This is a genomic window from Microbulbifer rhizosphaerae, assembly GCF_014191725.1.
Lineage (GTDB): Bacteria > Pseudomonadota > Gammaproteobacteria > Pseudomonadales > Cellvibrionaceae > Microbulbifer > Microbulbifer rhizosphaerae.
Window position 1 is genome coordinate 36,318 of sequence record NZ_JACHWZ010000023.1, and the last position, 23,004, is coordinate 59,321.

Sequence of the window (23,004 nt, forward strand, 5' to 3'; positions counted from 1 at the left end):
CCTTAATCGGGTCACTGTTCGGTGGCCGGCAAGTCTACCGCAATTCGGCCCGGCCTGGCGTGGCGTGGCCCGGCCCGGCGTGGCCCGGCCCAGTTCCCTACTGGAAACGTATACGGACACTATACTCACAGTGAGCTAGTGGCGCGTCCCAATGGAATGGCGGCGTAAGGAGATACGGATGACCATCAACGCACTGATTATCGCTCTGGCGCTGGCAATTCTGCTGTATGCCGCGGTAGCGCTCGGACCCCGCCCTCAACGTGTGCGCGTGCGCATCGAAGCCCCCCGGGACCGCCGCTACCGCCGCCGATACCGCTGACATCCCCATCGCCATATTTCGCCACAATTGAGCGCAGATTTGTCCCACTGGCGCCACGCCAGTGCCGTCTTGCGGCTTTTAAATAAGCCTCGACCGGGCCGGAATACAGAGTTGGCCCAGATCGAGAGAGACAAAAGACCGCAAGGAGACAAATCATGAAAAAAGCACTGATGGCCGTAGCTCTGGGTTCCCTGATCACCACCGGCGCCCAGGCGGAGGAATTCCAGGGATCGAAACTGACACAGGCCAAGCAGGCCACCGTATTCACCGGCGCCGCCATCGCGGGCGCCGCCGTGGGAGGCCCGGTGGGATTTATCGCCGGCGCCCTGGGCGGGGCCTGGCTGGGCGAGCAGATTGAACAGGCAGAAGAGGCGACTATGCTGGCATCACAACTCACCGAAAGCCGCGCAGAGCTGAGCACCCTGGCGCAACAACTGGACGCAGCCCGCCTGTCGGCCAACGACGCCAGCGAGCTGGCTGTGGACTCCCTCCAGTTCCAATTGCTGTTCACCACCGGTGACGACCAATTGCAGGAGGGGCAGTTACACCAGCTGTCTGCGCTGGCGGATTTCCTCCAGCGCCACCCGCAGGTCGAAGTGCACCTGGAGGGCCGCGCCGACCCCCGCGGCAGCGACGGCTACAACAACGTCCTCTCCGACCAGCGCGCCCTCTCCGTGCAGCGCGCCCTGGAGACCTTCGGTGTGCACTCCGGCCGCATCAACCGCCGCGCCCTGGGTGCCAGCCAGTCCCAGGCCCCCCGCGGGGACGCGGACGCCTACGCGATGGAGCGCCGCGTGGATATCCACTTCAGCCTGCCGGAGTCCATGGCCGGGAATTTTTAAACCCCCGGGACCGCGGAGCTCCAGCTCCGCAAGCAGGCCGCAGGCCTCGAGGAGCCACAAACTTGCCGGGGACTACAAATCCCCCTCAACCGCTCTTGTCCAAACCCCTGTTGTACTTGCTGTATTTTGCGGGCGCCTGGCGCCCGCCTTTTTGTATTTCTTCCACGACTTCAGGCATGATTTGCGCCAGTACAAAAATTCCACGGGTCCAGCCAATGACTGCCACCATCGCCATCGTCGAAGACGAGCGCGCCATCGCCGAGAACTACCGCGACGCCCTGCGACGCAGCGGCTACCGGGTCGACCTCTACAGCTCGCGCCCCGAAGCCCTGGGTGCCTTCCGCCAGCGACTGCCGGACCTGGCGGTGATCGATGTCGGCCTGGGCGCGGAGATCGAAGGCGGTTTCGAGCTGTGCCGGGAACTGCGCGCCATGGCCCCCACCCTGCCGATCCTGTTCCTGACCGCGCGGGACTCCGAACTGGACATCATCTCAGGGCTGCGCCTGGGCGCCGACGACTACCTGACCAAGGACATCTCCCTGCCCCATATGCAGGCGCGCATCAACGCCCTGCTGCGCCGGGTGAGTGTGTTGCGGGACCAGAGCGACGACGGCGAGACCCTCGCCCAGGGCCACCTCGACCTGGATATCTCCCGCCTGCACTGCCGCTGGCGCGGCGAGCCTGTGGACCTGACCGTCACCGAGTTCTGGATAGTGCACGCCCTGGCGAAAAGGCCCGGTCACGTGAAATCCCGCAGCCAGTTGATGGAGGCCGCGCGGGTAGTGCTGGACGACAACACCATCACCTCCCACGTCAAACGCATCCGGCGCAAGTTCCAAGTGCTGGACGAGAGTTTCGACGCCATCGGCACCGCCTACGGCATGGGTTACCGATGGCAGGTGTGAGTTCTCCCTTGTGGGAGCCAGCCCTGCTGGCGATTGATCGCACCCCGAAATCGCCGGCAGGGCTGGCTCCCACAGCAGTGGTTCTCACGACATCCGGTGGAAAGCCGTGAAACTCCGCCGCCAACTCCTGTTCGTCAGTCTGGTCTCCCTGGCCCTGCCCTGGGCCGGCTGCCAGTACCTACGTCAGGTGGACAGTGCCCTGGCCCAGGGGCAGATGCAGGCACTCGAAGCCACCGCCAGCGCCGTGACCGCCAGGCTCGCCAGCGCGCCGCAACTGATCGCACCGGACCCGGAGCGCCAGGGGCGCCCCGCCGGGGCGCAGCTCTATTTGAATCCCCTATCCCAGGCACCGATCGTGGACGGCTACGGCGATGACTGGCGCCACTGGCGATTGCCACCCCGCACCCTGGCCGACGCCCATGGCGAGCCCCTGGCCCATATCACCCTCGGCCGCTTTGGCGAACGCATCTACCTGCTGCTCACCGTGCTGGACAGCACACCCAGCCACCACGATCCGCGCACCGGCCTGCTCGCCAGCGGCGACGCCGTCCAGCTGTATACAGCGACGAACCACTACACCCTGCCGGTGGCCAGCCAGGGCGCCGCCCACGCCCTATGGCACAACTTCCGTCGCGGCACCCGCGAGCGCGAATTGCGACTGCGGGGCCGCTGGACCGCCTCCGCCGGCGGCTACCAGATGGAGTTGGCGCTTCCTTACACCCTGACCGGCGGCGAGTTGGCGATCGTCGTCGAGGACCGCGACGCCAGCGACGGCGGTACCCCGCAGCGCAGCGCCGGCACACTGCCCGGAGACGGTCTGCCGGGCAAACTGGTACAACCCCTGGCCCCGCTGCAGGAGGAGCTGGAGCACTTCGCCCGCCCGCAGTTGCAACTGGCGGTGGTGGACGGTGAAGGCTTCCTGCTCGCCGCCGCCGGACAGGTGGAACCCGCAGTCGGTGCCGGCGGCGAAGAGCACTGGCTGCGCAACTGGATCTACCGGCGCCTGCTGGCGCGGGAAACCCTGCCCCCGGCTCCCGAAAGCGGACTGCCGCCATCCATGACCGAAAACCGCGCCGCGATCCGACAATGGTTCCGAGGCCCCCGGAACAGCCGTATTGGCGCGGTGAGCGTGCCGGTGATCACCCGCGCGGACGATATCGTCGAGCGCCCGCTGCTGGGCCGGGTGATCGCCATACAGTCCGGTGACGCCCTGCAATCGCTGACCGGCTCCGCCGCCCACCGCCTGTGGCTGATCACCTGCGCCGCCGCGGGTACCGCGCTGCTGCTGTTGCTGGGCTACGCCAGCTGGCTGTCCTGGCGCATCCGCCGGCTGCACCGGGCGGCGCGCAACGCCGTGGATGCCAGCGGCAGGCTGCGCGGCGACTTTCCCCGCGCCCGCCTGGGAGATGAGATAGGAGCGCTGAACCGGGCCTTCGCCAGCCTGCTCGCGGAACTGGACCAGTATCACCAGTATCTGCGCACCCTGGCCGGCAAACTTTCCCACGAGTTGCGCACGCCCCTGGCGGTGGTGCGCTCGTCCCTGGACAACCTGACCGCAGGAGAACTGGACGGCGACAGCCGCCGCTACGCGGAGCGGGCCATGGAGGGAGGCGCGCGCCTGTCCGGGATACTCAACAGCCTCTCTGCCGCCAGCCACCTGGAGGCGAGCATCCAGCAGGCGGAGAAGGAAGATTTCGACCTGGCGGACCTGCTGGAGATGCTGGTGCAGAGCTATACCGATGCCCAGCCGCAGCACCGCCTTGCCCTGGACAAACCCGCGGGAGAACTGCCCTGCCACGGCGCACCGGAGCTCCTGGCCCAACTGCTGGACAAGCTGGTGGACAACGCCTGCAGCTTCGCGCCGCCGGAAAGCGAAATACAACTGGCGCTGGTCCGGGAAAGCGGCAAATACCGCCTGTCGATCAGTAACGACGGGCCCCTCCTGCCAAAGGGCTTCTCCCACAAGCTGTTCGATTCACTGGTCTCGGTGCGCGACGACGGCGGCAGGGCCGGCCACCTGGGACTGGGACTGCATATCGCCCGGCTGATCGCCGACTTCCACGGCGGCCGCCTGGGCGCCACGGACCGGGAAGACGGCAGTGGTGTGGTCTTCACCCTGGAGCTGCCGCGCTGACTTGCCTCCCCAAGGCCCCAGCCCCCATCCGGATAAGCTGTGGCGGTCCTGCTACCGGGGGCCATTCGCTCAACAGCCTCATCGGCAAATGTTTCACGAATGACCCCCGGCAGCAGGACCTTCGCATCAGGCTCCGGCGTTCTTTTTCGGGACCTGGCCCCCCATGGTTGACAAACGAACGGCCCTGGGGATAATGTCGCGTCCCGATCGGGCCCCGGGCCCGCAGATACAGATTTCAGAGATTCCAGACAGGAGCAACCGGTGGCCAACTCACCCCAAGCGAAGAAACGCGCGCGCCAGAACGACAAGCGCCGCCAACACAACGCCAGCCTGCGCTCCATGGTGCGCACCTACATCAAAAAGGTAGTTGCGGCCATTGATGCAGGTGACGCGGAAAAAGCCAAAACAGCCTACGCGGAAGCGGTGCCGGTGATCGACCGCATGGCGGACAAAGGCATTATTCACAAGAATAAAGCCGCCCGTCACAAGAGCCGCCTGAACGCGCAGATCAAGGATCTGGCTGCGTAATCGAGCGCTAGCGAATCAAATCGAAAGCCCCGCCATGTGCGGGGCTTTTTTGTTATCAGCACGTAGGGTGGAATGAGCTCCGCCACTCACATGCCCCTGTTTACTTGAGGGCGACCTTTGCCCCGCCCTCGCCTGTTTCTCCGGAGTAGCGGGCCAGGAACTTCTCGTATTCCGGCACCATATGCTCCGCCCACCTCAATTGCTGCCGCATGATCGCTTCGGAAACATTCATTGCGACATGGATCTTGTCCGGGGAGACGAAGATTTCGGAGTAGACAAAATCCTGGATCTGGCTACTCAAGCTGTCAAAGTGTTTGTTGACGCTGTACAAATCAAAGGCGTCCTGCAACAGTTCGGGATCGACGGAATCCGCCAGGGCGCTGCGGGACAAGTACTCCCAAGAAGCAGAGTTCAAGTCGACAAACCAATAGCCGTGGAACCGCGGGAGCAGGTCGTTCATGCTTTTGCCAGCAGGGAGGTCCTCGCGCAGCTCACGGAACAGAGATAAACGCCGCTCCATCACTTCTCGGGCATCTTGCAAAGATTCGGCGTTGCCCGCCACTTCTTGTAACAGCCGCTCGGTGGCGATCCGCGCGGCTCGCTCCGCCACCATATCCTCGCGGATATTGTTCAACACCAGCGCCGCCAGCACACCGATCAGCACTACCAGGGTATCCACCAGCAGCCTGCGCCAGTCCCCCTCACGAATCGCGCTCAATTTCATAGTCATCCTTTTTTATCGAATCAGGCTCGCCGTTGCTCCGCCGCCAGCCGCACCGCCAGCCCGGCCAGCACAAAACCCATCACATAGCGCTGCACCGCCAGCCACAGGGGGTTGCGGGCAAACCAGCGGGAAACGCCCGCGGCCGAAAGTACGATCAACAGGTTCACGGAAAAACTCACAGAAATCTGCGTCAGGCCGAGCAGCAGCCCCTGCACAAACACTCCTCCTCGCTCCGGGTCGATAAACTGCGGAAAGATGGACAGGTAGAACACCGCGGCCTTGGGATTCAGCAGGTTGGTGAGGAAGCCCATGGCAAACAGCCGGGTCGGAGTATCAGGCGGCAGTTGCCTGGGGTCGAACGGCGAACGGGAACCCGGGCGCAATGCCTGCCAGGCCAACCACAACAGGTATGCGGCCCCGGCCCATTTCAGCAGCTCGTAGGCCAGCGGCACCGCCAGTAGCAGCGCGGTCAACCCCGCGGCGGCAGCGAGGATATGCACCAGAAATGCGGCGATCACCCCCAGCAGCGAAATGAACCCGCCCCTCCTGCCCTGGCAAACCGCCCGGGAAACCAGGTAAATCATGTTCGGACCCGGCGTCAGCACCACCAGCAGCGCCGCGCCGGCGAATACCAGCCATTCGGTTAGAGAAATCATCGATGCCTCCGTTATCGCAGATTGCAAGAACCTGTAGGAGCGGCCGTTGGCCGCGATCAAATGGGCCAGGATAGCGGATTTGGGCAGCTTCAGTTGGCCAAAAGCCGAGGCACACAGATGTGCGAGTCATTCGCGAATCAGCGGGCCTGCGGCTCGCAATGCCGAGCTGGGGCTCGGCGTTCCCAGCGGCCGGTCCTACAGCAGGATCAGGTTGTCGCGGTGGATCAGTTCCTTGTCGTCGCGGTAGCCCAACAGCTCGGTGAATTTCTCCGACGGCTGGCCGAGAATTTTCCCGGCTTCTTGGCTGTCGTAATTCACCAGCCCGCGGGCGATTTCCTCGCCGGAACTGTTGCAGCAGGAGACCAGCTCTCCGCGGCGGAAGCGCCCCTCCACTCCGGTCACCCCCACCGCCAGCAGGCTTCTGCCGCCGGTGCGCAGCGCCGTCTCGGCGCCGGCGTCCAGGGTGAGCCTGCCGCGGACCTGCAATTGGCCGGCGAGCCAGCGTTTGCGCGCGGTGAGCGGGTCCGCCTCCGGCAACAGCAGCGTGCCCAACGGCTCGCCGCCGCACACGCGCTCGATAATATTTTCCGTGGCGCCGCCGGCGATTACCGTGCAGGCGCCGGAGCGCGCCGCCAACTGGGCCGCGCGCACCTTGGTGGTCATGCCGCCGCGGCCCAGACCGCTACGCGAGCCGCCGGCCATCGCCATCAGTTTGGGATCCGCCGCCGAGGCCTCGCGGATCAGTTCGGCGGCGGGGTTGTCCCGCGGGTCCTGGGTGAACAGGCCGCCGGCGTCGGTGAGGATCAGCAGTGCATCCGCCTCCACCAGGTTGGCCACCAGTGCCGCCAGGGTGTCGTTGTCGCCGAAACGTATCTCGTCGGTGACCACTGTGTCGTTTTCATTGATAACGGGCACGGCGCCCAGGGACAGCAGGGTGCGCAGGGTGCTGCGCGCGTTGAGATAGCGCGTGCGATTGGAGAGGTCGTCGTGGTCGAGCAGTATCTGCGCGGTGCGGCAGTCGAACTGGCCGAAGGCGTGCTCGTAGATCTGCACAAGGTGGCTCTGGCCGATGGCGGCGGCGGCCTGAAGCTGATGAATTGAATCCGGGCGGCGGCGCCAGCCGAGGCGATCCATGCCCGCGGCCACGGCGCCGGAGGAAACCAGCAGCACCTCGATACCCCGTTCGCGCAGGGCGGCTATCTGCGCCACCCAGTTGAAGATGGCGGCGCGGTTGACACCACGGCCGTTGTCGGTGAGCAGGGCGCTGCCGATTTTGATGACCCAGCGTTTGCTGGCAGTGAGGCGCTGACGAGCGGATGCGGAACCCATTTTTCCCCCGAAACAATTCAACAGCGGGCCTTCGGCCCGCGTGCCGAGCTGGAGCCCTCAGCTCAAGGTAGACAACCCGGCGCTCCCGGCGGGGCCCCGTTTCAATGGCGGTATTCTATATCGACGCCGTGATCGTCGTCGTCCCAATCTTCATCATCCTCACCAGCCGCGCGGCGCTTGGCCCGCTGGGCCTCACGCAACTCGTCGATGCGCTCGCGAGCCTCGCGCTGCATTCGGCGCTGGGATTCCAGTTCCGCCTCTACCAGCCCGGGGTCTGCGATCTCCTCCTCCTTGCGCTCTTCCAGGTAGTCCATCAGCCGGCCGCCGAGGACGTCGGTGCCATCGCCGCGGATTGCGGCTACCCGGAACACCGGCCCCTGCCAATCCAGTGCTTCGACGATGGTGTTGCAGCGCTGGTCCAGCTCCGCCGCCGGCACCAGGTCGGTCTTGTTCAGCACCAGCCAGCGCTCGCGGCCGGCCAGGGTGGGACTGAAGGCGGCCAACTCGCGCTCGATGGCTCGGGCGTTTTCCACCGGGTCGGAGCCGTCGAAGGGCGCCAGGTCCACCAAGTGCAACAACACCCGGCAGCGGGTCAGGTGCTTGAGGAAGCGGATACCCAGCCCGGCGCCCGCGGCGGCCCCTTCGATCACGCCGGGGATATCGGCGATCACAAAGCTGCGATGCCTTTGCACCTGCACCACGCCGAGATTGGGCACCAGGGTGGTAAACGGATAGTTCGCCACCTTGGGCCTGGCCGCGGAAACGGCGCGAATAAAGGTGGACTTGCCGGCATTGGGCAGGCCCAGCAGACCCACGTCCGCCAACACCTTGAGCTCCAGTTTCAGGCTGCGCTCTTCCCCCTCGGTGCCCTTGGTGGTCTGGCGCGGAGCACGGTTGGTACTGGACTTGAAGCGGGTGTTGCCAAGGCCGTGGAAACCGCCCTGGGCGACCAAGAGGCGCTCACCGGGCTCGGTCATATCGCCCAGGGTCTCGCCGGTGTCCACGTCGATCACCGTGGTGCCCACCGGCACCTTCAGCACCAGATCCTCTCCCTTGGCGCCGGTGCAGTTGCGCCCGCGACCCGGCTCGCCGCTCTCGGCGCGGTAGCGTGGCTGGTAACGGTAATCCACCAGGGTGTTGAGGGAATCGTCCGCCAGCAGGTACACCGAGCCGCCGTCACCGCCGTCGCCGCCATCCGGGCCGCCCTTCTCGACGAACTTTTCCCGGCGGAAACTCAGGCAGCCGTTGCCGCCTTTGCCGGCCTGGACGTGAATGGGGGCTTCGTCGACAAATTTCATGGTGTTTCCAGTTTAGTTTCGGGGCCCGGCGCCCGATACAAAAAACCCCGCACTAGGCGGGGCTTTCCAGGCTACGCAACCGCTCAGGCTGTTTCAATAGAAACGAACTTGCGGTTGTTGGGGCCCTTTACCTCAAACTTCACCACGCCGTCGGCGGTGGCGAACAGGGTGTGATCCTTGCCCATGCCTACGTTGACGCCAGCGTGGAACTTGGTCCCGCGCTGGCGAACGATAATGCTGCCCGCCGGTACGGACTGGCCGCCAAAGCGCTTCACGCCCAGGCGTTTACTTTCGGAATCGCGACCGTTGCGCGTACTACCGCCAGCTTTCTTGTGTGCCATGAGTCGTTACTCCTCTCTTATGCTTTGATGCCAGTAATCTTGACTTCGGTGTACCACTGGCGGTGGCCCTGGCGCTTCATGGAGTGCTTGCGGCGGCGGAACTTGATGATTCTCACCTTGTCGCCGCGGCCGTGGCTTACCACTTCGCCGGTCACTTTGGCGCCGCCAACCAGGGGCGCACCGATGTTGATGGTGTCGCCATCCACAACCATCAGCACCTTGTCGAAATCGATGGTTTCGCCGGTGGCTACTTCCAGCTTCTCCAGGCGAAGCACTTCGCCCTCTTCTACGCGGTGCTGTTTGCCACCGCTCTCGATAACAGCGTACATATCTCTATGCTCCGATATGGACGACACGAAGCAGCGGGTAGGACCATTCAGTCACTGCTCCGCATTTCGGGAGCTTGCGCCGTGTGTTTTAGGAATTACCGCCACCGCGAGCCTAAAGGGCCCGGTTACAGCGGGGCGCAGATTCTAATCAATTCGCCGGGTTGATACAATAGCCGCCCTTCGCCACTCCGGAGCCACCGGACAGGCCCCTACAAAGCAGTATAAGGAATCCATGCATGTTGCCTTTCCACCGGGTCGCCGCCGAGGATTTTACCGCGGTCAACCAGCTGATTATCGACCAACTGCACTCGGACGTTCCCCTGGTGGAAAACATCGGCCACTACCTGGTGGAGGCCGGCGGCAAGCGGCTGCGGCCGCTGCTGGTACTACTCTGCAGCCGCGCCACCGGCTACCGGGGCCGCGACCACATCAGCCTGGCGGCGATCATCGAGTTTATCCACACCGCCACCCTGCTGCACGACGATGTGGTGGACGTCTCGGAGATGCGCCGCGGGCGCCTCACCGCCAATGCCAAGTGGGGCAATGCACCCAGCGTACTGGTGGGCGACTTCCTCTATTCCCGCGCCTTCCAGATGATGGTAGCGCTGAAGGATATGGACATCATGGCCATTCTCTCAGACACCACCAACACTATCGCCGAGGGAGAGGTCCAGCAGTTGGTTAACGCCGGCAACCCGGAGGTGGGCGAAGACAACTACCTGACCGTGATTCATAAGAAGACCGGCGCCCTGTTCGAGGCAGCCTGCGAGGCCGCCGCGGTGCTGGCCGGCTGCCCGGGAGAGGAGCGCGCATCGCTCAAGTTCTACGGCCGCCACCTGGGCCTGGCCTTCCAACTGGTGGACGACGCACTGGACTATCGCGGCGACCCTTCGGCCCTGGGCAAGAATGTGGGCGATGACCTGGCTGAAGGTAAACCCACGCTGCCGCTGATCCATACCATGGCCAACGGCAGCGCAGCGCAGGCAGCGTTGGTGCGCGAGGCGATCGAGCAGCGCAGCAGGGCCCGGCTGGCGGAGATTGTCGAGGCAATCGAGAGTTGCGGCGCGATAGATTACACCCTGGAACAGGCGCGGGCGGCGGTGGGCAAGGCCCGGGAGTATCTGGCGTTTCTGCCGGAGGGGGAGCACAAGACCGCGCTACAGCAATTAGCGAGTTTTGCGGTGGAGAGAAGCGGGTAGGCGGCCCCCGGGACCGCGGAGCTCCAGCTCCGCTTCGCGTCTTTCATTTTTTCACTTTAGCGGGCCTGTGGCCCGCAAGCGGAGCTGGAGCTCCGCGGTCCCAGGAACGCCAAGATTAACCGCGGATCAGGTTCAGCAGTTCCTCGGTCTTCTCCCGCATCAACAGTTCGTTCCCGCGCGACTCCACATTCAAGCGCACCACCGGCTCGGTGTTGGACATACGCAGATTGAAGCGCCAGTCGGCAAAGGCCACGCTGAGACCGTCCACATACTCGACGCTCTCGGCGTCGGGCCCGTACTTCTCTTCCGCCGCCTTCAGCAGCGCCGCCGGGTCTTCCACCTTGGAATTGATTTCACCGGAACAGGGGAAGGCGGCCATACGCTCGCCCACCAACTGGGACAGAGGCATACCGCTGCGGCTGACCAGCTCCGCCACCAGCAGCCAGGGGATCATACCGCTGTCGCAATAGGCGAAGTCCCGGAAGTAGTGATGCGCGCTCATCTCACCGCCGTAGATGGCGTCCTCCGCGCGCATGCGCTCCTTGATAAAGGCGTGTCCGGTCTTGCTCTGTATCGGCACGCCGCCGGCGGATTCGACGATATCCCGGGTGTTCCACACCAGGCGCGGGTCGTGCACTATTTTCGCCTTTTCGCTGTGGGCATCTTTTGCGCCAGAGTACTTGGCCAGGAAGGCCGCCGCCAGCAAGCCGACCACGTAATAGCCCTCGATAAAGGAGCCGCTCTCATCGAAAAAGAAGCAGCGGTCGAAATCACCATCCCAGGCGATGCCGAAGTCGGCGCCGCTCGCACACACCGCCTGCGCGGTGGAAGCGCGGTTTTCCGGCAGCAGCGGGTTGGGAATGCCGTTGGGGAAGCTGCCATCCGGCTGATGGTGAACGCGCACGAATTCAAACGGCAGGTGTGGGGCCAGGGCGTCCACCACCGTGCCGGCGCCGCCGTTGCCGGCATTGACCACCAGTTTGAGCGGCTTTAGCCGGGCCACGTCCACATAGCCGAGCAGGTGTTTGACGAAATCCGCGCGGTGTTCGTAGCGCTGCAGCTCGCCACGCTTCTCCACCGGGCCGAAGTCGTTTTCCTCAGCCAACCGCTTGATGTCCAGCAGGCCGGTATCGCCGCTGATCGGGCGGCTGCCGGCGCGCACGAATTTCATGCCGTTGTAGTCCATCGGGTTGTGGCTGGCTGTCACACAGATACCGCCGTCGAAGCCACCTTGAGATCTCCCGTGGAAGGTAGCGAAGTAGACCTCCTCGGTGCCACACTGGCCGATATGGAACACATCGGCGCCGGCGTCGCGCAGGCCCTCGACCAGGGCGTCGGTGAGTTCGCCGCTGGTAAGGCGGATATCGTGCCCCACTACCACCCGGCGCGCGCCCAGAAACTGGGCGAAGGCGCGGCCCACGCGGTATGCGATATCGGTATTCAGTTCGTCGGGCACACGACCGCGCAGGTCATAGGCCTTGAAACAGGTCAGCTCTGTCACTTACTTCTTCTCCAGCTCGGCCTGCTCCGGCAGGTAGACATTCTCGTAGACGTAGTTGGTGGCCTCGATAAAGCCGTCCACGGAGCCGCAGTCGAAGCGGCGCCCCTTGAAGCGATAGGCAAGAACGCAGCCGCGCTGGGCCTGGGCGAGCAGGGCGTCGGTGATCTGCACCTCGCCGTTCTTACCCGGGGGGGTCTCGCGGATCAGCTCGAAGATATCCGGGGTGAGAATATAGCGGCCGATAATGGCCATGTTGCTGGGCGCTTCCTCCGCCGCCGGCTTCTCCACCATGTCGGTGACCTGATAGAGGCCCGGCTTGATTTCGTTGCCGGCAATGACGCCGAACTTGTGGATCTGCTCCTGGGGAACCTCTTCCACCGCAACGATGCTGCAGCGGAACTGTTTGTAGAGCTGGACCATCTGCCCCAGCACACCCAGTTCGCCGTCCAGGCACAGATCGTCCGCCAGCACCACGGCGAAGGGCTCGTCGCCCACCAGACGCTGCCCCTGCAGGATGGCATCACCCAGGCCACGCATCTCCCCCTGGCGGGTATAGGAGAAGCTGGCGCTGTCGATCACCTTGCGCACACAGTCCAGATAGCGCTCCTTTCCGGTGCCGGCGATCTGGTGCTCCAGTTCGAAGTTGGTGTCGAAGTGATCCTCGATGGCGCGCTTACCGCGCCCGGTGACGAAGCCGATCTCGGTCAATCCGGCTTCGATGGCCTCCTCCACGCCATACTGTACCAGTGGCTTATTTACCAGCGGCAGCATCTCCTTGGGCATGGCCTTGGTGACCGGCAGGAACCGGGTGCCATAGCCGGCAACCGGAAACAGACATTTCTTTAGCATTCCTAACCCCGATAGTTTCTTTCAGCGCTTCCCCGCGCCAATGCAACTTACCATAAAATCCCAGCAACGAGCAGCAAGGCCCATGCCAGTCTGCCGACTGGCGTGATTCGTGCTTCTGTCACCGGTCACAAAAACACTTATGACTGACTGGACAAGCTATTCTCAGTCTTTAGAATGCCCTGCTCTTACAAAAACGCCCACTCTTTATTGCCCAGATACCCAACAACGGGAACAAAATGAGTAATTTCGTTCAAAAAAGCAGCTATAGCCGTGAAGAGCTGCTGGCCTGCTCTCAAGGCGAGATGTTCGGCCCCGGCAACGCCCAGCTGCCCGCCCCCGATATGCTGATGCTCGACCGCATCACCCATATCTCCAAGGAAGGCGGCGCCTACGGCAAGGGCGAACTGGTCGCGGAACTGGATATTCACCCGGCCCTGTGGTTCTTCGAATGTCACTTCCCCGGCGATCCGGTGATGCCCGGCTGTCTGGGACTGGACGCCATGTGGCAGCTGCTGGGCTACTTCCTGGCCTGGAAGGGCAATCCCGGACGCGGTCGCGCCCTGGGTTGCGGCGAGGTGAAATTCACCGGCCAGATTCTACCGACCAATAAGAAGGTCACCTACCATATTCAAATGAGCCGGCTGGTGGAACGCAAGCTGGTCATGGGTATCGGCGATGGCTCGGTATCGGTGGACGGCCGCGAGATCTACATCGCCAAGGACCTGCGGGTCGGCCTGTTTACCCGCACTGACAACTTTTAACCCAAATCCGCGGCCGCGAGGTCGGGGACACAGGTTTAAGTCCGCTGCGAACCACAAGAATAACCGCGTTACACTGTCGTAAAGTTTTACTGGAGATCACTATGCGCCGGGTTGCTATCACCGGAATGGGCATCACTTCCTGCATCGGCACCGACACTGAAGCGGTCACCGCCGCATTGAAGGCGGGCCGCAGCGGCATCCGCTTCCAGGAGGAATACCGGGAACTGGGCCTACGCAGCCAGGTGGGCGGCGAAGTGGATATCGACTTCAAGGAGCATATCGATCGCAAGCATCTGCGCTTTATGGGCGACTCTGCCGCCTACGCGTATGTCGCTATGCAGGAGGCGATCCGCATGGCGGGACTGGAGGAGAGCGATATCTCCAACCCGCGCACCGGCATAGTAATGGGCTCCGGCGGCACCTCCACCGCCGCCATTATCGAAGCGGCGCAGATACTCAAGGAGAAAGGCGTGCGCCGTGTGGGCGCCTACCGTGTGCCCCAGGTGATGGGCAGCACCGTGTCCGCGTGCCTGGCCACCCCCTTCAAGATCAAGGGAGTCAACTACAGCATCTCCTCCGCCTGCTCCACCAGCGCCCACTGCATCGGTAACGGCGCCGAGCTGATCCAGATGGGCAAGCAGGATATCGTTTTCGCCGGTGGCGGCGAGGAACTGGCCTGGAGTCTCACCCATCTGTTCGACGCCATGGGCGCCCTGTCCACCAAGTACAACGACGAGCCCACCAAGGCCTCGCGCCCCTACGACGTGGACCGGGACGGCTTCGTGATCGCCGGCGGCGGCGGCTGCGTGGTACTGGAGGAACTGGAGCATGCAAAGGCCCGCGGCGCCACCATCTACGCCGAACTGACCGGCTACGGCGCCACTTCCGACGGCTACGACATGGTGGCCCCCAGCGGCGAGGGCGCGGTGCGCTGTATGCAGCAGGCCCTGGCGGGCATGGACGGCAAGGGACTGGAGGGCCCGGTGAACTATATCAACACTCACGGCACCTCCACCCCGGTGGGCGATGTGGCGGAACTCAGGGCCATGCGCGAGGTTTTCGGCGACAAGGTACCGGCCTTCTCCTCCACCAAATCCCTCACCGGTCACTCCCTGGGCGCTGCCGGCGTGCAGGAGGCCATCTACTGCCTGCTGATGATGCAGAACGACTTTCTCACTGCCTCCGCCAATGTGGAGCACAGAGACGAAGCGGCAGAGGGAATGGACCTGGTAACAGAGCTGCGTAGTCAGAAGGTCAAGCGCGCCATGTCCAACAGCTTCGGCTTTGGCGGCACCAATGCCTGCCTGATTTTCGACAAAGCGGAATAGGCACGCGGACAAATTTGTCTGGAACAAATTTGGACGCCGAAGGCGAGGCCATGGATGGGCCGAGTCGATGCGGAATTTGACGGCCAAGCCAGCTTAGGCGTGCCCCCGTTAGTTAGTCCTCGTATTCATCATTCCGCATTCCGCACTCTCTCCCCCTCCAGCTTCTCCAGCCACAGCTCCACCTGCCGGGTGAGTCCCTGGCGCCAGCTGCGCTGCTGAATACCGAAAACGTCCCGCAATTTATTACAGGCCAGCACTGCGCTGCGATCCTCCGCCGCGGGCAGCGCGCTCAGCTGCGGTGAGAGGTCCTCGTCGTAGAAGGATTGCGCGCGCTCCACCACTTCATGGGCAAACTCCAGTGCGGTGCAGGTGTCGGCGGCGCCGTAGTGGTAGACACCGAAGGTCGGCGCGCCGCTGGCCAGTTGCTGGACCACAGCCACCGCAACGCGGGCCATATCCGCCACTGTCACCGGGCTGCCGCGGCTGCGGTCGTCCAGGGCGATCGGCTGGTGCGCCGCCAGGCCGCGCAACACCCGCCCGAGCAAGGCGTCTTCGCTGCGGTCCAGCATCCAGCCCAAGCGCAGCACGCTCACATTGTCGCGTCCCGCCAGGGCATGTTCGCACTCCAGCCACTGGCGCCCGGCATCGGTGGCCGGCGCCGGCTCGTCCTCCTCGTCGTAACGCTTGCGCGCCCCGCCGGCAAAAACCTGGTAGGAAGAGAGGTGCAAAAGCGGGTTGAGGGATTTTTGCGCCAGCTCGCGGCATGTCCATAGGGCCGCAGACATGCCCTTGCCCCCGGCGCAGCAGGAAGCATTGATCACCAGCGCGCCGGGGCGCAGCTGGTCCAATTGGTCCGGAGTCAGCAGTTGCACACGAAAGCCGGCGCGCTGCAGGCGTTTCTGCAGCGCGCTGTCGATATCGTTGCCGGCGCCGATAACGGCGACCGATTCCGGTGTATAGCCGGTGTCTGGCACGGCGTGCGGATTCTCAGAAAGGGATGTCGTCGTCGAAACTGTTATCGAAACCGCCGCTCGTCGGCGCCTGCTGGCTCGGTGGCTGCTGGCTTGATGGCTGGGACGGCGCCATGGAGGAAGGTGCGGAGCGACCCTGGTTGCCCGGACCGTAGGGGTCGGACTGGCCGCCGCCCTGCGGCTGGTAGCCCTGGTCGTATCCGCCGCCCTGGGGATAGCCGCCCTGGTCCCCGCGGCTGTCCAGCATCTGCATTTCGCTGGCGACGATTTCTGTGGTGTAGCGGTCCTGGCCGGAGTTCTTGTCCTGCCACTTGCGGGTGCGCAGCGAGCCCTCGATGTACACTTTGCTGCCCTTGCGCAGGTATTCGCCGGCGATCTCCGCCAAGCGGTTGAAGAACACCACCCGGTGCCACTCGGTGCGCTCCTGCTGCTGGCCGGTCTGCTTGTCCTTCCAGGTCTCGGAGGTCGCCAGATTCACATTGGTCACTGCGCCGCCGCTGGGCATGTAGCGGGTTTCCGGGTCTGCGCCCAGATTGCCGATCAGAATGACTTTGTTGATACCCCTGGCCATGGCCCTCTCCTTTCGATAAGCCCGGATCTTCTCCGGAAATTTACAATTGTGAACATTTCAACGGTCGCCGCCTGCGGCAACCAGTGTATTTTTATCCAGCAGCATACAACAGCCGCAACCGCCCTGTCAGGCGGCTTTCGGCGCACGGGCGTCCATCCGCCACCAGAGTGCGGCCCACATCAGGACCACCGCAATTCCCAGCTGCGCTACCGCACCGGCACCGCCGAGACCATACAGCCAGCCGCCCAGGCTGCCGCCGGAAAAGGCGCCGAGAAATTGCACCGTGGCGTACAGCCCGGTTGCGGCGCCGCGGGCCTCCGCCGGCGCCGCCCGGGTGAGCTGCGCCGGCATCAGGGCCTCCAGCAGGTTGAAGGCGACAAAGAATACCGCCAGCAGAAATACCAGAGACAGCTCGGAAACGGCCCACAGTGCGACGCTGCCGGCGGCCAGCGCCAACTGCGCGCACATCATCGCCGCCCGCGCCCGGCCGCTGCGCTCGGCTGCGCGCATCAGCGGCAACATCACCACAAAAGCCCCCAGCATCACCGGGCCGTAGATTTTCCAGTGCTCGCTGCCGGGCAAGCGCAGTGTGTCCACCAGCACCAGCGGCAGGGGCACGAACAGTGCAGTCAACAGCAGGTGCAGGAAGAAGGCGCCGGCGGCCAGGCGCCGCACTTCGGCACAGCCCAACACCCGGCGGAAACCGCCGCGGTATACCGCTGGCCGCCTCGGACTCTGCGGAGTCGGCACCAGGCGCCACAGCAGTAGAATGCCCAGCAGGGCCAGGACCGCAGTGAGCCAGAACACCGCCGACAGGCCGCCGAACCCCGCCAGCACGGGCCCCAGAACCGCCGCCAGCATAAACGCCAGGCCGATGGCGGCGCCGATCACCGCCATGGCCACACCCCGGCTCTCGTCGCGGGTCAGGTCCGCCACCAGTGCCATGGTGGCCGCGGCGATGGCGCCGGCACCCTGCAGCATGCGCCCGGCGACCAGCCCGTAGACCGAATCCGTCTGCGCCGCGAGCAGGCTGCCCAGGGCGAACACAGCTAGCCCCGTGTATATCACCGGCTTCCGCCCCCAGTGGTCGGACAGCATCCCCAGCGGTATCTGCAACAGCGCCTGGCTCAGGCCGTAGGCCCCGAGCGCCAGCCCCAGCAGTGCCGGCGTGCTGCCGCGATAGTCCGCCCCGTACACCGACAGCACCGGCAGCACCATAAACAGGCCGAGCATGCGAAAGACGTACAGGGAAGCCAGGCCGGCGAGGGCGCGGCGTTCGGTGGAATTCATCAGCAATCCGGGGTGCTACTTCAATGGGCGCGCATTGTAACAGTGGTGAGTGGCCAGTGGTGAGTGATGAGAGGTGACCACACACCAACCGCCAATCCCTTCAAGACCGCCCGTAGCTGTCATCGAAGCGGACGATATCGTCTTCGCCCAAGTAGCTGCCCGACTGCACCTCGATCAGCTCGAGGGGGATGGTGCCGGGGTTTTCCAGCCGGTGCACCACCCCCAGGGGAATAAAGGTGGACTGGTTTTCCGTGAGCAGCAGTTCCTCTTCGCCCCGGGTCACCTTGGCGGTGCCGCGCACCACCACCCAGTGCTCGGCGCGGTGGTGGTGCATCTGCAGCGACAGCTGTTGCCCCGGCTTGACCAGGATACGTTTAACCTGGAAACGCGGCCCGGCGTCGATGGAATCGTAGTAGCCCCAGGGGCGGTAGACCTTGCGGTGGCGCAACGCCTCGCTGCGCTCCGAGCCCTTCAGCCGCTCCACCAGCTTTTTCACGTCCTGCACGCAGTTTTTATCCGCGATCAACACCGCATCGTCGGTATCCACCACCACCAGGTCGCGCACGCCGAGCAGACCCACCAGCCGGCTGTCGGCGCGCACCAGGCAACCCTCCGAGGACTCCGCCAGCACATCGCCGTGCAGCAGGTTGTTGTCGCCGTCCCGCTCGGCCAGCTCCCAGAGCGCATCCCAGGAGCCCACATCGCTCCAGCCGGCGTCCAGGGGCAATACCGCGGCGGATTCGGTCTTTTCCATCACCGCGTAGTCCACCGATTCGGAGGGACAGGCGGAAAAGGCCCCGGCGTCGATGCGGGTGAAATCCAGATCCCGCACCGCCTTCTCGAAGGCGGTGCGGCAGGCGGCCAGTATATCGGCGCGGTAGTGACCCAGCTCCTCGATATAGCGGGAGGCGCGGAACAGGAAGATACCGCTGTTCCAGGAATAATCGCCGCTGGCCAGGTAGCGCTCGGCGGTGTCGGCATTCGGCTTTTCGACAAACTCCGCTACCTTCCAGGCGCCGCCGCCCAGATCCTCACCGCGGCGGATATAGCCGTAGCCGGTCTCCGCACAGTCGGGCACTATGCCAAAGGTCACCAAGTGGCCTCGCTGTGCCAACTCGCCGGCGGCCTTCGCAGCGCGCCGAAAAGCCACCGCATCCGCCACCACGTGATCCGCCGGCAGCACCAGTAGCAGCGGGTCCTCCCCGCCGGCGAGCGCATCCAGTGCCGCCAGCGCTATGGCCGGCGCGGTATTGCGGGCGCAGGGTTCCAGCAGGATCGAGCGGGGTTTGCGGTCGATCTCCTGCAACTGCTCGGCGGCGGCGAAGCGGTGTTCTTCATGGCACACCAGGATCGGCGCCTGTAACCCTTCCAGGCCGTCGAGGCGCAGCGCGGTGTCCTGCAACATGGTCCGGCTGCCGGCGAGCGGCAGGAACTGTTTCGGGTAGCACTCGCGGGACAGCGGCCACAGGCGCGAGCCGGTGCCGCCGCAGAGAATAACGGGGATCATGTGAAATCGATTAATGGTTGGAAATTTCCGGTGGGGAATTTTGGCACAGTTGACAGCCAGATTATACTTGCCTGTTTTTCCGGCCAAAGTAATAGGTAGAGCGTGGACACGATTTACGTACGGGGTGCGCGCACCCACAATTTGAAGAATATCGACCTGGATATTCCCCGCGACAAGCTGATCGTGATCACCGGCCTGTCCGGCTCCGGGAAGTCCTCGCTTGCGTTCGACACCCTCTACGCAGAGGGCCAGCGCCGCTATGTGGAGTCCCTATCCACCTATGCGCGCCAGTTCCTGTCGATGATGGAAAAGCCGGATGTGGACACGGTGGAGGGCCTTTCCCCGGCCATCTCCATCGAGCAGAAATCCACCTCCCACAACCCCCGCTCCACCGTGGGTACCATCACCGAGATTTACGACTACCTGCGCCTGCTGTTCGCCCGGGTGGGCGAACCCCGCTGTCCGGAGCACGACGAGCCACTGCAGGCGCAGACGGTCAGCCAAATGGTGGATCAAGTACTGGCGCTGCCGGAAGGCACCAAGCTGATGCTGCTCGCGCCGGTGGTGCGGGATCGCAAGGGTGAACACCTGCACGTATTCGAGCAGCTCCGGCGCGACGGCTTCGTGCGCGCGCGCATCGACGGCCTGGTCTGCGACCTGGATGACGCACCCAAGCTCGACAAGCGCAAGAAGCACACCATCGAGGTGGTGGTGGACCGTTTCAAGGTGCGCGAGGATCTGCAGCTGCGCCTGTCGGAATCCTTCGAGACGACACTGGCCCTGACCGACGGCATCGCCTCCATCAGTTTTATGGAAGGCAAGCAGGGCGATCATCTCTTCTCCGCCCGCCACGCCTGCCCGGTGTGCGACTACTCACTAAACGAGCTGGAGCCGCGGCTCTTCTCCTTCAACAACCCCGCCGGTGCCTGCCCCAGCTGCGACGGCCTGGGCGTGAAGCAGTTTTTCGACGAGGAGAAAGTCATCCTCGACCCGGAGAGCAGTATCTCCGAAGGCGCCATTCGCGGCTGGGACAGGCGCAATATCTACTACTACCATATGCTCGACTCCCTGGCCGAGCACTACGGCTTCGACCTGGACAAGCCGTGGAGGAAACTGCGCAAAACGCACCGCGAAGTCATCCTGTACGGCAGCGGCGACACCCCGATCGATTTCAGCTACGTGAACGACCGCGGCGATGTCACCATCCGCCGCCATACCTTCGAGGGCATTATTCCCAACTTCCAGCGCCGCTACCGGGATACCGAATCCCAGTCGGTGCGCGAGGAGCTGGCCAAATACCTGAGCACCCAGAAGTGTCCGGAGTGCAACGGCACCCGCCTGCGCCGCGAGGCGCGCCACGTGTTCGTGGACAACCGCACCCTGGCACAGATCACCGAACTGCCGGTGGGCGACGCCTTCGACTACTTCGCCAACCGACTCAAATTCCAGGGAGCCCAGAAGGAAATCGCCGATAAAATTCTCAAGGAGCTGCGCGACCGCTTCCGTTTCCTGGTGGACGTGGGCCTGAATTATTTAACCCTGAACCGCAGCGCGGAGACCCTTTCCGGCGGCGAAGCCCAGCGCATCCGTCTTGCCAGCCAGATCGGCGCCGGGTTGGTGGGCGTGATGTATATTCTCGACGAACCCTCCATCGGCCTGCACCAGCGCGACAACGAGCGGCTGCTCAATACCCTCACCCACCTGCGCGATATCGGCAACACCGTGATCGTGGTCGAACACGACGAGGACGCCATTCGCAGCGCCGACTTTATCGTGGATATCGGTCCCGGGGCCGGCGTACACGGTGGCGAGGTAGTGGTAGCCGGCACCCACGAACAGATTGCCCAGTGCAAGCGCTCCCTGACCGGGCAGTACCTCTCCGGCAAAAAGAAAATCGCCGTACCCGAGGAACGCTACGTGTCGGACCCCGACTATATGCTGCGCATCGAGGGCGCCACCGGCAACAACCTGCAGAACGTCGACCTGGAAATTCCCGTGGGGCTGTTCACCTGCGTGACCGGCGTCTCCGGCTCCGGCAAGTCCACACTGATCAACACCACGCTCTACCCGCTGGCGGCCACCGCCCTAAACAAGGCCACTACATTAAAGGCCGCGCCCTATAAAGCAGTGCACGGGATGGAGCATTTCGACAAGTGCGTGGATATCGACCAGAGCCCCATCGGCCGCACCCCGCGCTCGAACCCCGCCACCTATACCGGCATCTTTACCCCCATTCGCGAACTGTTTGCCGGTACCCAGGAGGCCAGATCCCGCGGTTACAAGCCGGGGCGTTTCAGTTTCAACGTCAAGGGCGGCCGCTGCGAAGCCTGCCAGGGCGACGGCGTGATCAAGGTGGAAATGCACTTCCTGCCGGACATCTATGTGCCCTGCGACACCTGCAAGGGCAAGCGCTACAACCGCGAGACCCTCGAGGTGCACTACAAAGGCAAGAATATCCACGAGGTCCTGGAGATGACCGTGGAGGACGCACGGGAATTTTTCGACCCGGTGCCCGCCATCGCCAAGAAACTGCAGACGCTGATGGATGTTGGCCTGTCCTATGTCAAGCTGGGCCAGGCAGCCACCACCCTGTCCGGCGGCGAGGCGCAGCGGGTCAAGCTCTCCCGCGAACTGTCCAAACGCGATACCGGCCAAACCTTGTATATTCTCGACGAGCCCACCACCGGCCTGCACTTTGCCGATATCCAGCTGCTGCTGGACGTACTGCACCGTCTGCGCGACCACGGCAACACCATCGTGGTAATCGAGCACAACCTGGACGTAATCAAGACCGCGGACTGGATCGTCGACCTGGGCCCGGAGGGCGGCTCCGGCGGCGGGCAGATAATCGCCACCGGCACACCGGAGGAGGTGGCCGAGAACGAGGTATCCCATACCGGGCACTTCCTGAGACCGATGCTGGGTTGAGAGGAAAAAGGTCTCCTACTGAAAAATTCCACATACAACAGGAGAATAATAAATCACAATGAAACTCCTAACCTCTGAAAGACTGAACCTGGTCATCGCCGTGTGCGCGGTGCTGATTTCCGGCGCCTCTTTTTATGCGACCTACCTGCAGGCGAACGCTGCCGAGAAGCAGGTAAGGGCAATGACGCTGCCCTTAGTTAGGTTCGAACACAGCAACTACAGCGGTGAACTACAGAGACCGCTGATTTCCTTCAACCTTCGCAACGCCGGTGTCGGCCCCGCCATAGTCGAATCCATCCTGCTCGAATATAAAGGCGAGACATATCATTCCATCGATGACTTCCTGAGTGCCTGCTGTCGCGAAGAAGCAAGCGATCTCGACCACGAACTCGAATCTCTTGAAAATCAACGTGACTACAAGTCCCTGGCTGAAAATGACGTGGGCACAAACCCACTAACCGGAACGGTAATACCCGGCCAATCCAGCTATGTATTTGTTTCTTTTCTACAATCCGATTTAAATGGCGAGTACTGGAAAAAACTAAACGAAGAGCGTTGGTACTTGACAATAAAAAGTTGCTATTGTTCTCTATTGGGAGAATGCTACTGGTCCAGCTCCAACAACACAGCCATACCGACGGAACTCTGCCCGTCTGACTCATGAAAATAAAACGACTCGACATTGCCCCGCCAC

The 23,004-nt window shown here is 63.5% G+C and carries 22 protein-coding genes; 10 read left to right on the plus strand and 12 right to left on the minus strand.

Annotation, left to right across the window (positions count from 1 at the left end):
- Window positions 1-178 precede the first annotated feature (178 nt).
- The 5 genes from FHS09_RS18985 to rpsT all read left to right on the plus strand — a co-directional run bounded on the left by FHS09_RS18985 (window position 179) and on the right by rpsT (window position 4,728).
- On the plus strand, window positions 179-319 hold the full coding sequence (locus FHS09_RS18985; RefSeq protein WP_183462874.1) for a hypothetical protein: 141 nt from the start codon (window positions 179-181) through the stop codon (window positions 317-319).
- Between the two features lie 155 nt (window positions 320-474).
- A complete protein-coding gene (locus FHS09_RS18990; protein WP_183462876.1) occupies window positions 475-1,161 on the plus strand; it encodes an OmpA family protein in 687 nt (228 codons plus the stop codon).
- Window positions 1,162-1,376: 215 nt separating this feature from the next.
- Window positions 1,377-2,066 carry a proteobacterial dedicated sortase system response regulator gene (gene pdsR, locus FHS09_RS18995; protein WP_183462878.1) on the plus strand — a complete coding sequence of 230 codons (690 nt, stop codon included), beginning with the start codon at window positions 1,377-1,379 and terminating at the stop codon, window positions 2,064-2,066.
- A gap of 106 nt (window positions 2,067-2,172) precedes the next feature.
- Window positions 2,173-4,200 (plus strand): ATP-binding protein, encoded by a 2,028-nt coding sequence (locus FHS09_RS19000; protein ID WP_183462880.1) that lies wholly within the window; start codon window positions 2,173-2,175, stop codon window positions 4,198-4,200.
- A gap of 261 nt (window positions 4,201-4,461) precedes the next feature.
- Window positions 4,462-4,728: a 30S ribosomal protein S20 gene (gene rpsT, locus FHS09_RS19005; protein ID WP_183462882.1), complete on the plus strand. Its 267-nt coding sequence runs from the start codon at window positions 4,462-4,464 to the stop codon at window positions 4,726-4,728.
- Window positions 4,729-4,828: 100 nt separating this feature from the next.
- Here the strand turns inward: rpsT and FHS09_RS19010 are convergent, their stop codons facing one another.
- The 6 genes from FHS09_RS19010 to rplU form a co-directional block, all read right to left on the minus strand.
- Window positions 4,829-5,452, minus strand: a complete 624-nt coding sequence (locus tag FHS09_RS19010) for a hypothetical protein (protein ID WP_183462884.1) — start codon at window positions 5,450-5,452, stop codon at window positions 4,829-4,831.
- 20 nt (window positions 5,453-5,472) lie between these two features.
- Window positions 5,473-6,108 (minus strand): LysE family translocator, encoded by a 636-nt coding sequence (locus FHS09_RS19015; protein WP_183462886.1) that lies wholly within the window; start codon window positions 6,106-6,108, stop codon window positions 5,473-5,475.
- Window positions 6,109-6,303: 195 nt separating this feature from the next.
- Complete coding sequence (gene proB, locus FHS09_RS19020; protein ID WP_183462888.1) at window positions 6,304-7,437, minus strand: glutamate 5-kinase; 1,134 nt, start codon at window positions 7,435-7,437, stop codon at window positions 6,304-6,306.
- A gap of 101 nt (window positions 7,438-7,538) precedes the next feature.
- Window positions 7,539-8,735, minus strand: a complete 1,197-nt coding sequence (cgtA, locus tag FHS09_RS19025; RefSeq protein ID WP_183462890.1) for an Obg family GTPase CgtA — start codon at window positions 8,733-8,735, stop codon at window positions 7,539-7,541.
- Window positions 8,736-8,818: 83 nt separating this feature from the next.
- Window positions 8,819-9,076 (minus strand): 50S ribosomal protein L27, encoded by a 258-nt coding sequence (rpmA, locus tag FHS09_RS19030; RefSeq protein ID WP_183462892.1) that lies wholly within the window; start codon window positions 9,074-9,076, stop codon window positions 8,819-8,821.
- 17 nt (window positions 9,077-9,093) lie between these two features.
- Window positions 9,094-9,405: a 50S ribosomal protein L21 gene (gene rplU, locus FHS09_RS19035; RefSeq protein WP_183462894.1), complete on the minus strand. Its 312-nt coding sequence runs from the start codon at window positions 9,403-9,405 to the stop codon at window positions 9,094-9,096.
- 236 nt (window positions 9,406-9,641) lie between these two features.
- On the opposite strand from rplU, the gene FHS09_RS19040 reads away from it, so the two are divergent.
- Window positions 9,642-10,604, plus strand: coding sequence for a polyprenyl synthetase family protein (locus FHS09_RS19040; protein ID WP_183462895.1), 963 nt, complete (start codon window positions 9,642-9,644; stop codon window positions 10,602-10,604).
- Between the two features lie 115 nt (window positions 10,605-10,719).
- On the opposite strand, the gene FHS09_RS19045 is transcribed toward FHS09_RS19040, so the two are convergent.
- Window positions 10,720-12,105 carry a phosphohexomutase domain-containing protein gene (locus tag FHS09_RS19045; RefSeq protein ID WP_183462897.1) on the minus strand — a complete coding sequence of 462 codons (1,386 nt, stop codon included), beginning with the start codon at window positions 12,103-12,105 and terminating at the stop codon, window positions 10,720-10,722.
- Window positions 12,106-12,954 (minus strand): UTP--glucose-1-phosphate uridylyltransferase GalU, encoded by an 849-nt coding sequence (galU, locus tag FHS09_RS19050; RefSeq protein ID WP_183462899.1) that lies wholly within the window; start codon window positions 12,952-12,954, stop codon window positions 12,106-12,108.
- Window positions 12,955-13,190: 236 nt separating this feature from the next.
- Between galU and fabA the strand changes: the two genes are divergently transcribed.
- Both fabA and fabB read left to right on the plus strand, forming a co-directional pair.
- Window positions 13,191-13,715 (plus strand): 3-hydroxyacyl-[acyl-carrier-protein] dehydratase FabA, encoded by a 525-nt coding sequence (gene fabA, locus FHS09_RS19055; RefSeq protein WP_183462901.1) that lies wholly within the window; start codon window positions 13,191-13,193, stop codon window positions 13,713-13,715.
- Between the two features lie 101 nt (window positions 13,716-13,816).
- Window positions 13,817-15,043, plus strand: coding sequence for a beta-ketoacyl-ACP synthase I (gene fabB, locus FHS09_RS19060; RefSeq protein WP_183462903.1), 1,227 nt, complete (start codon window positions 13,817-13,819; stop codon window positions 15,041-15,043).
- A gap of 128 nt (window positions 15,044-15,171) precedes the next feature.
- On the opposite strand, the gene FHS09_RS19065 is transcribed toward fabB, so the two are convergent.
- From FHS09_RS19065 to FHS09_RS19080, 4 genes are all read right to left on the minus strand, one after another.
- Entirely contained in the window at window positions 15,172-16,017 is an 846-nt protein-coding gene (locus tag FHS09_RS19065; RefSeq protein WP_183462905.1) for a sugar nucleotide-binding protein, read from the minus strand.
- Between the two features lie 13 nt (window positions 16,018-16,030).
- Entirely contained in the window at window positions 16,031-16,585 is a 555-nt protein-coding gene (ssb, locus tag FHS09_RS19070) for a single-stranded DNA-binding protein (protein WP_183462907.1), read from the minus strand.
- Between the two features lie 126 nt (window positions 16,586-16,711).
- On the minus strand, window positions 16,712-17,875 hold the full coding sequence (locus FHS09_RS19075) for an MFS transporter (RefSeq protein ID WP_183462909.1): 1,164 nt from the start codon (window positions 17,873-17,875) through the stop codon (window positions 16,712-16,714).
- Between the two features lie 100 nt (window positions 17,876-17,975).
- Window positions 17,976-19,382 carry a mannose-1-phosphate guanylyltransferase/mannose-6-phosphate isomerase gene (locus FHS09_RS19080; protein WP_183462911.1) on the minus strand — a complete coding sequence of 469 codons (1,407 nt, stop codon included), beginning with the start codon at window positions 19,380-19,382 and terminating at the stop codon, window positions 17,976-17,978.
- A gap of 102 nt (window positions 19,383-19,484) precedes the next feature.
- Here FHS09_RS19080 and uvrA point away from each other — a divergent pair, with 102 nt between their 5' ends.
- Window positions 19,485-22,310: an excinuclease ABC subunit UvrA gene (gene uvrA, locus FHS09_RS19085; protein ID WP_183462913.1), complete on the plus strand. Its 2,826-nt coding sequence runs from the start codon at window positions 19,485-19,487 to the stop codon at window positions 22,308-22,310.
- A gap of 58 nt (window positions 22,311-22,368) precedes the next feature.
- Entirely contained in the window at window positions 22,369-22,974 is a 606-nt protein-coding gene (locus FHS09_RS19090; protein ID WP_183462915.1) for a hypothetical protein, read from the plus strand.
- The last annotated feature ends 30 nt before the right edge of the window (window positions 22,975-23,004 follow it).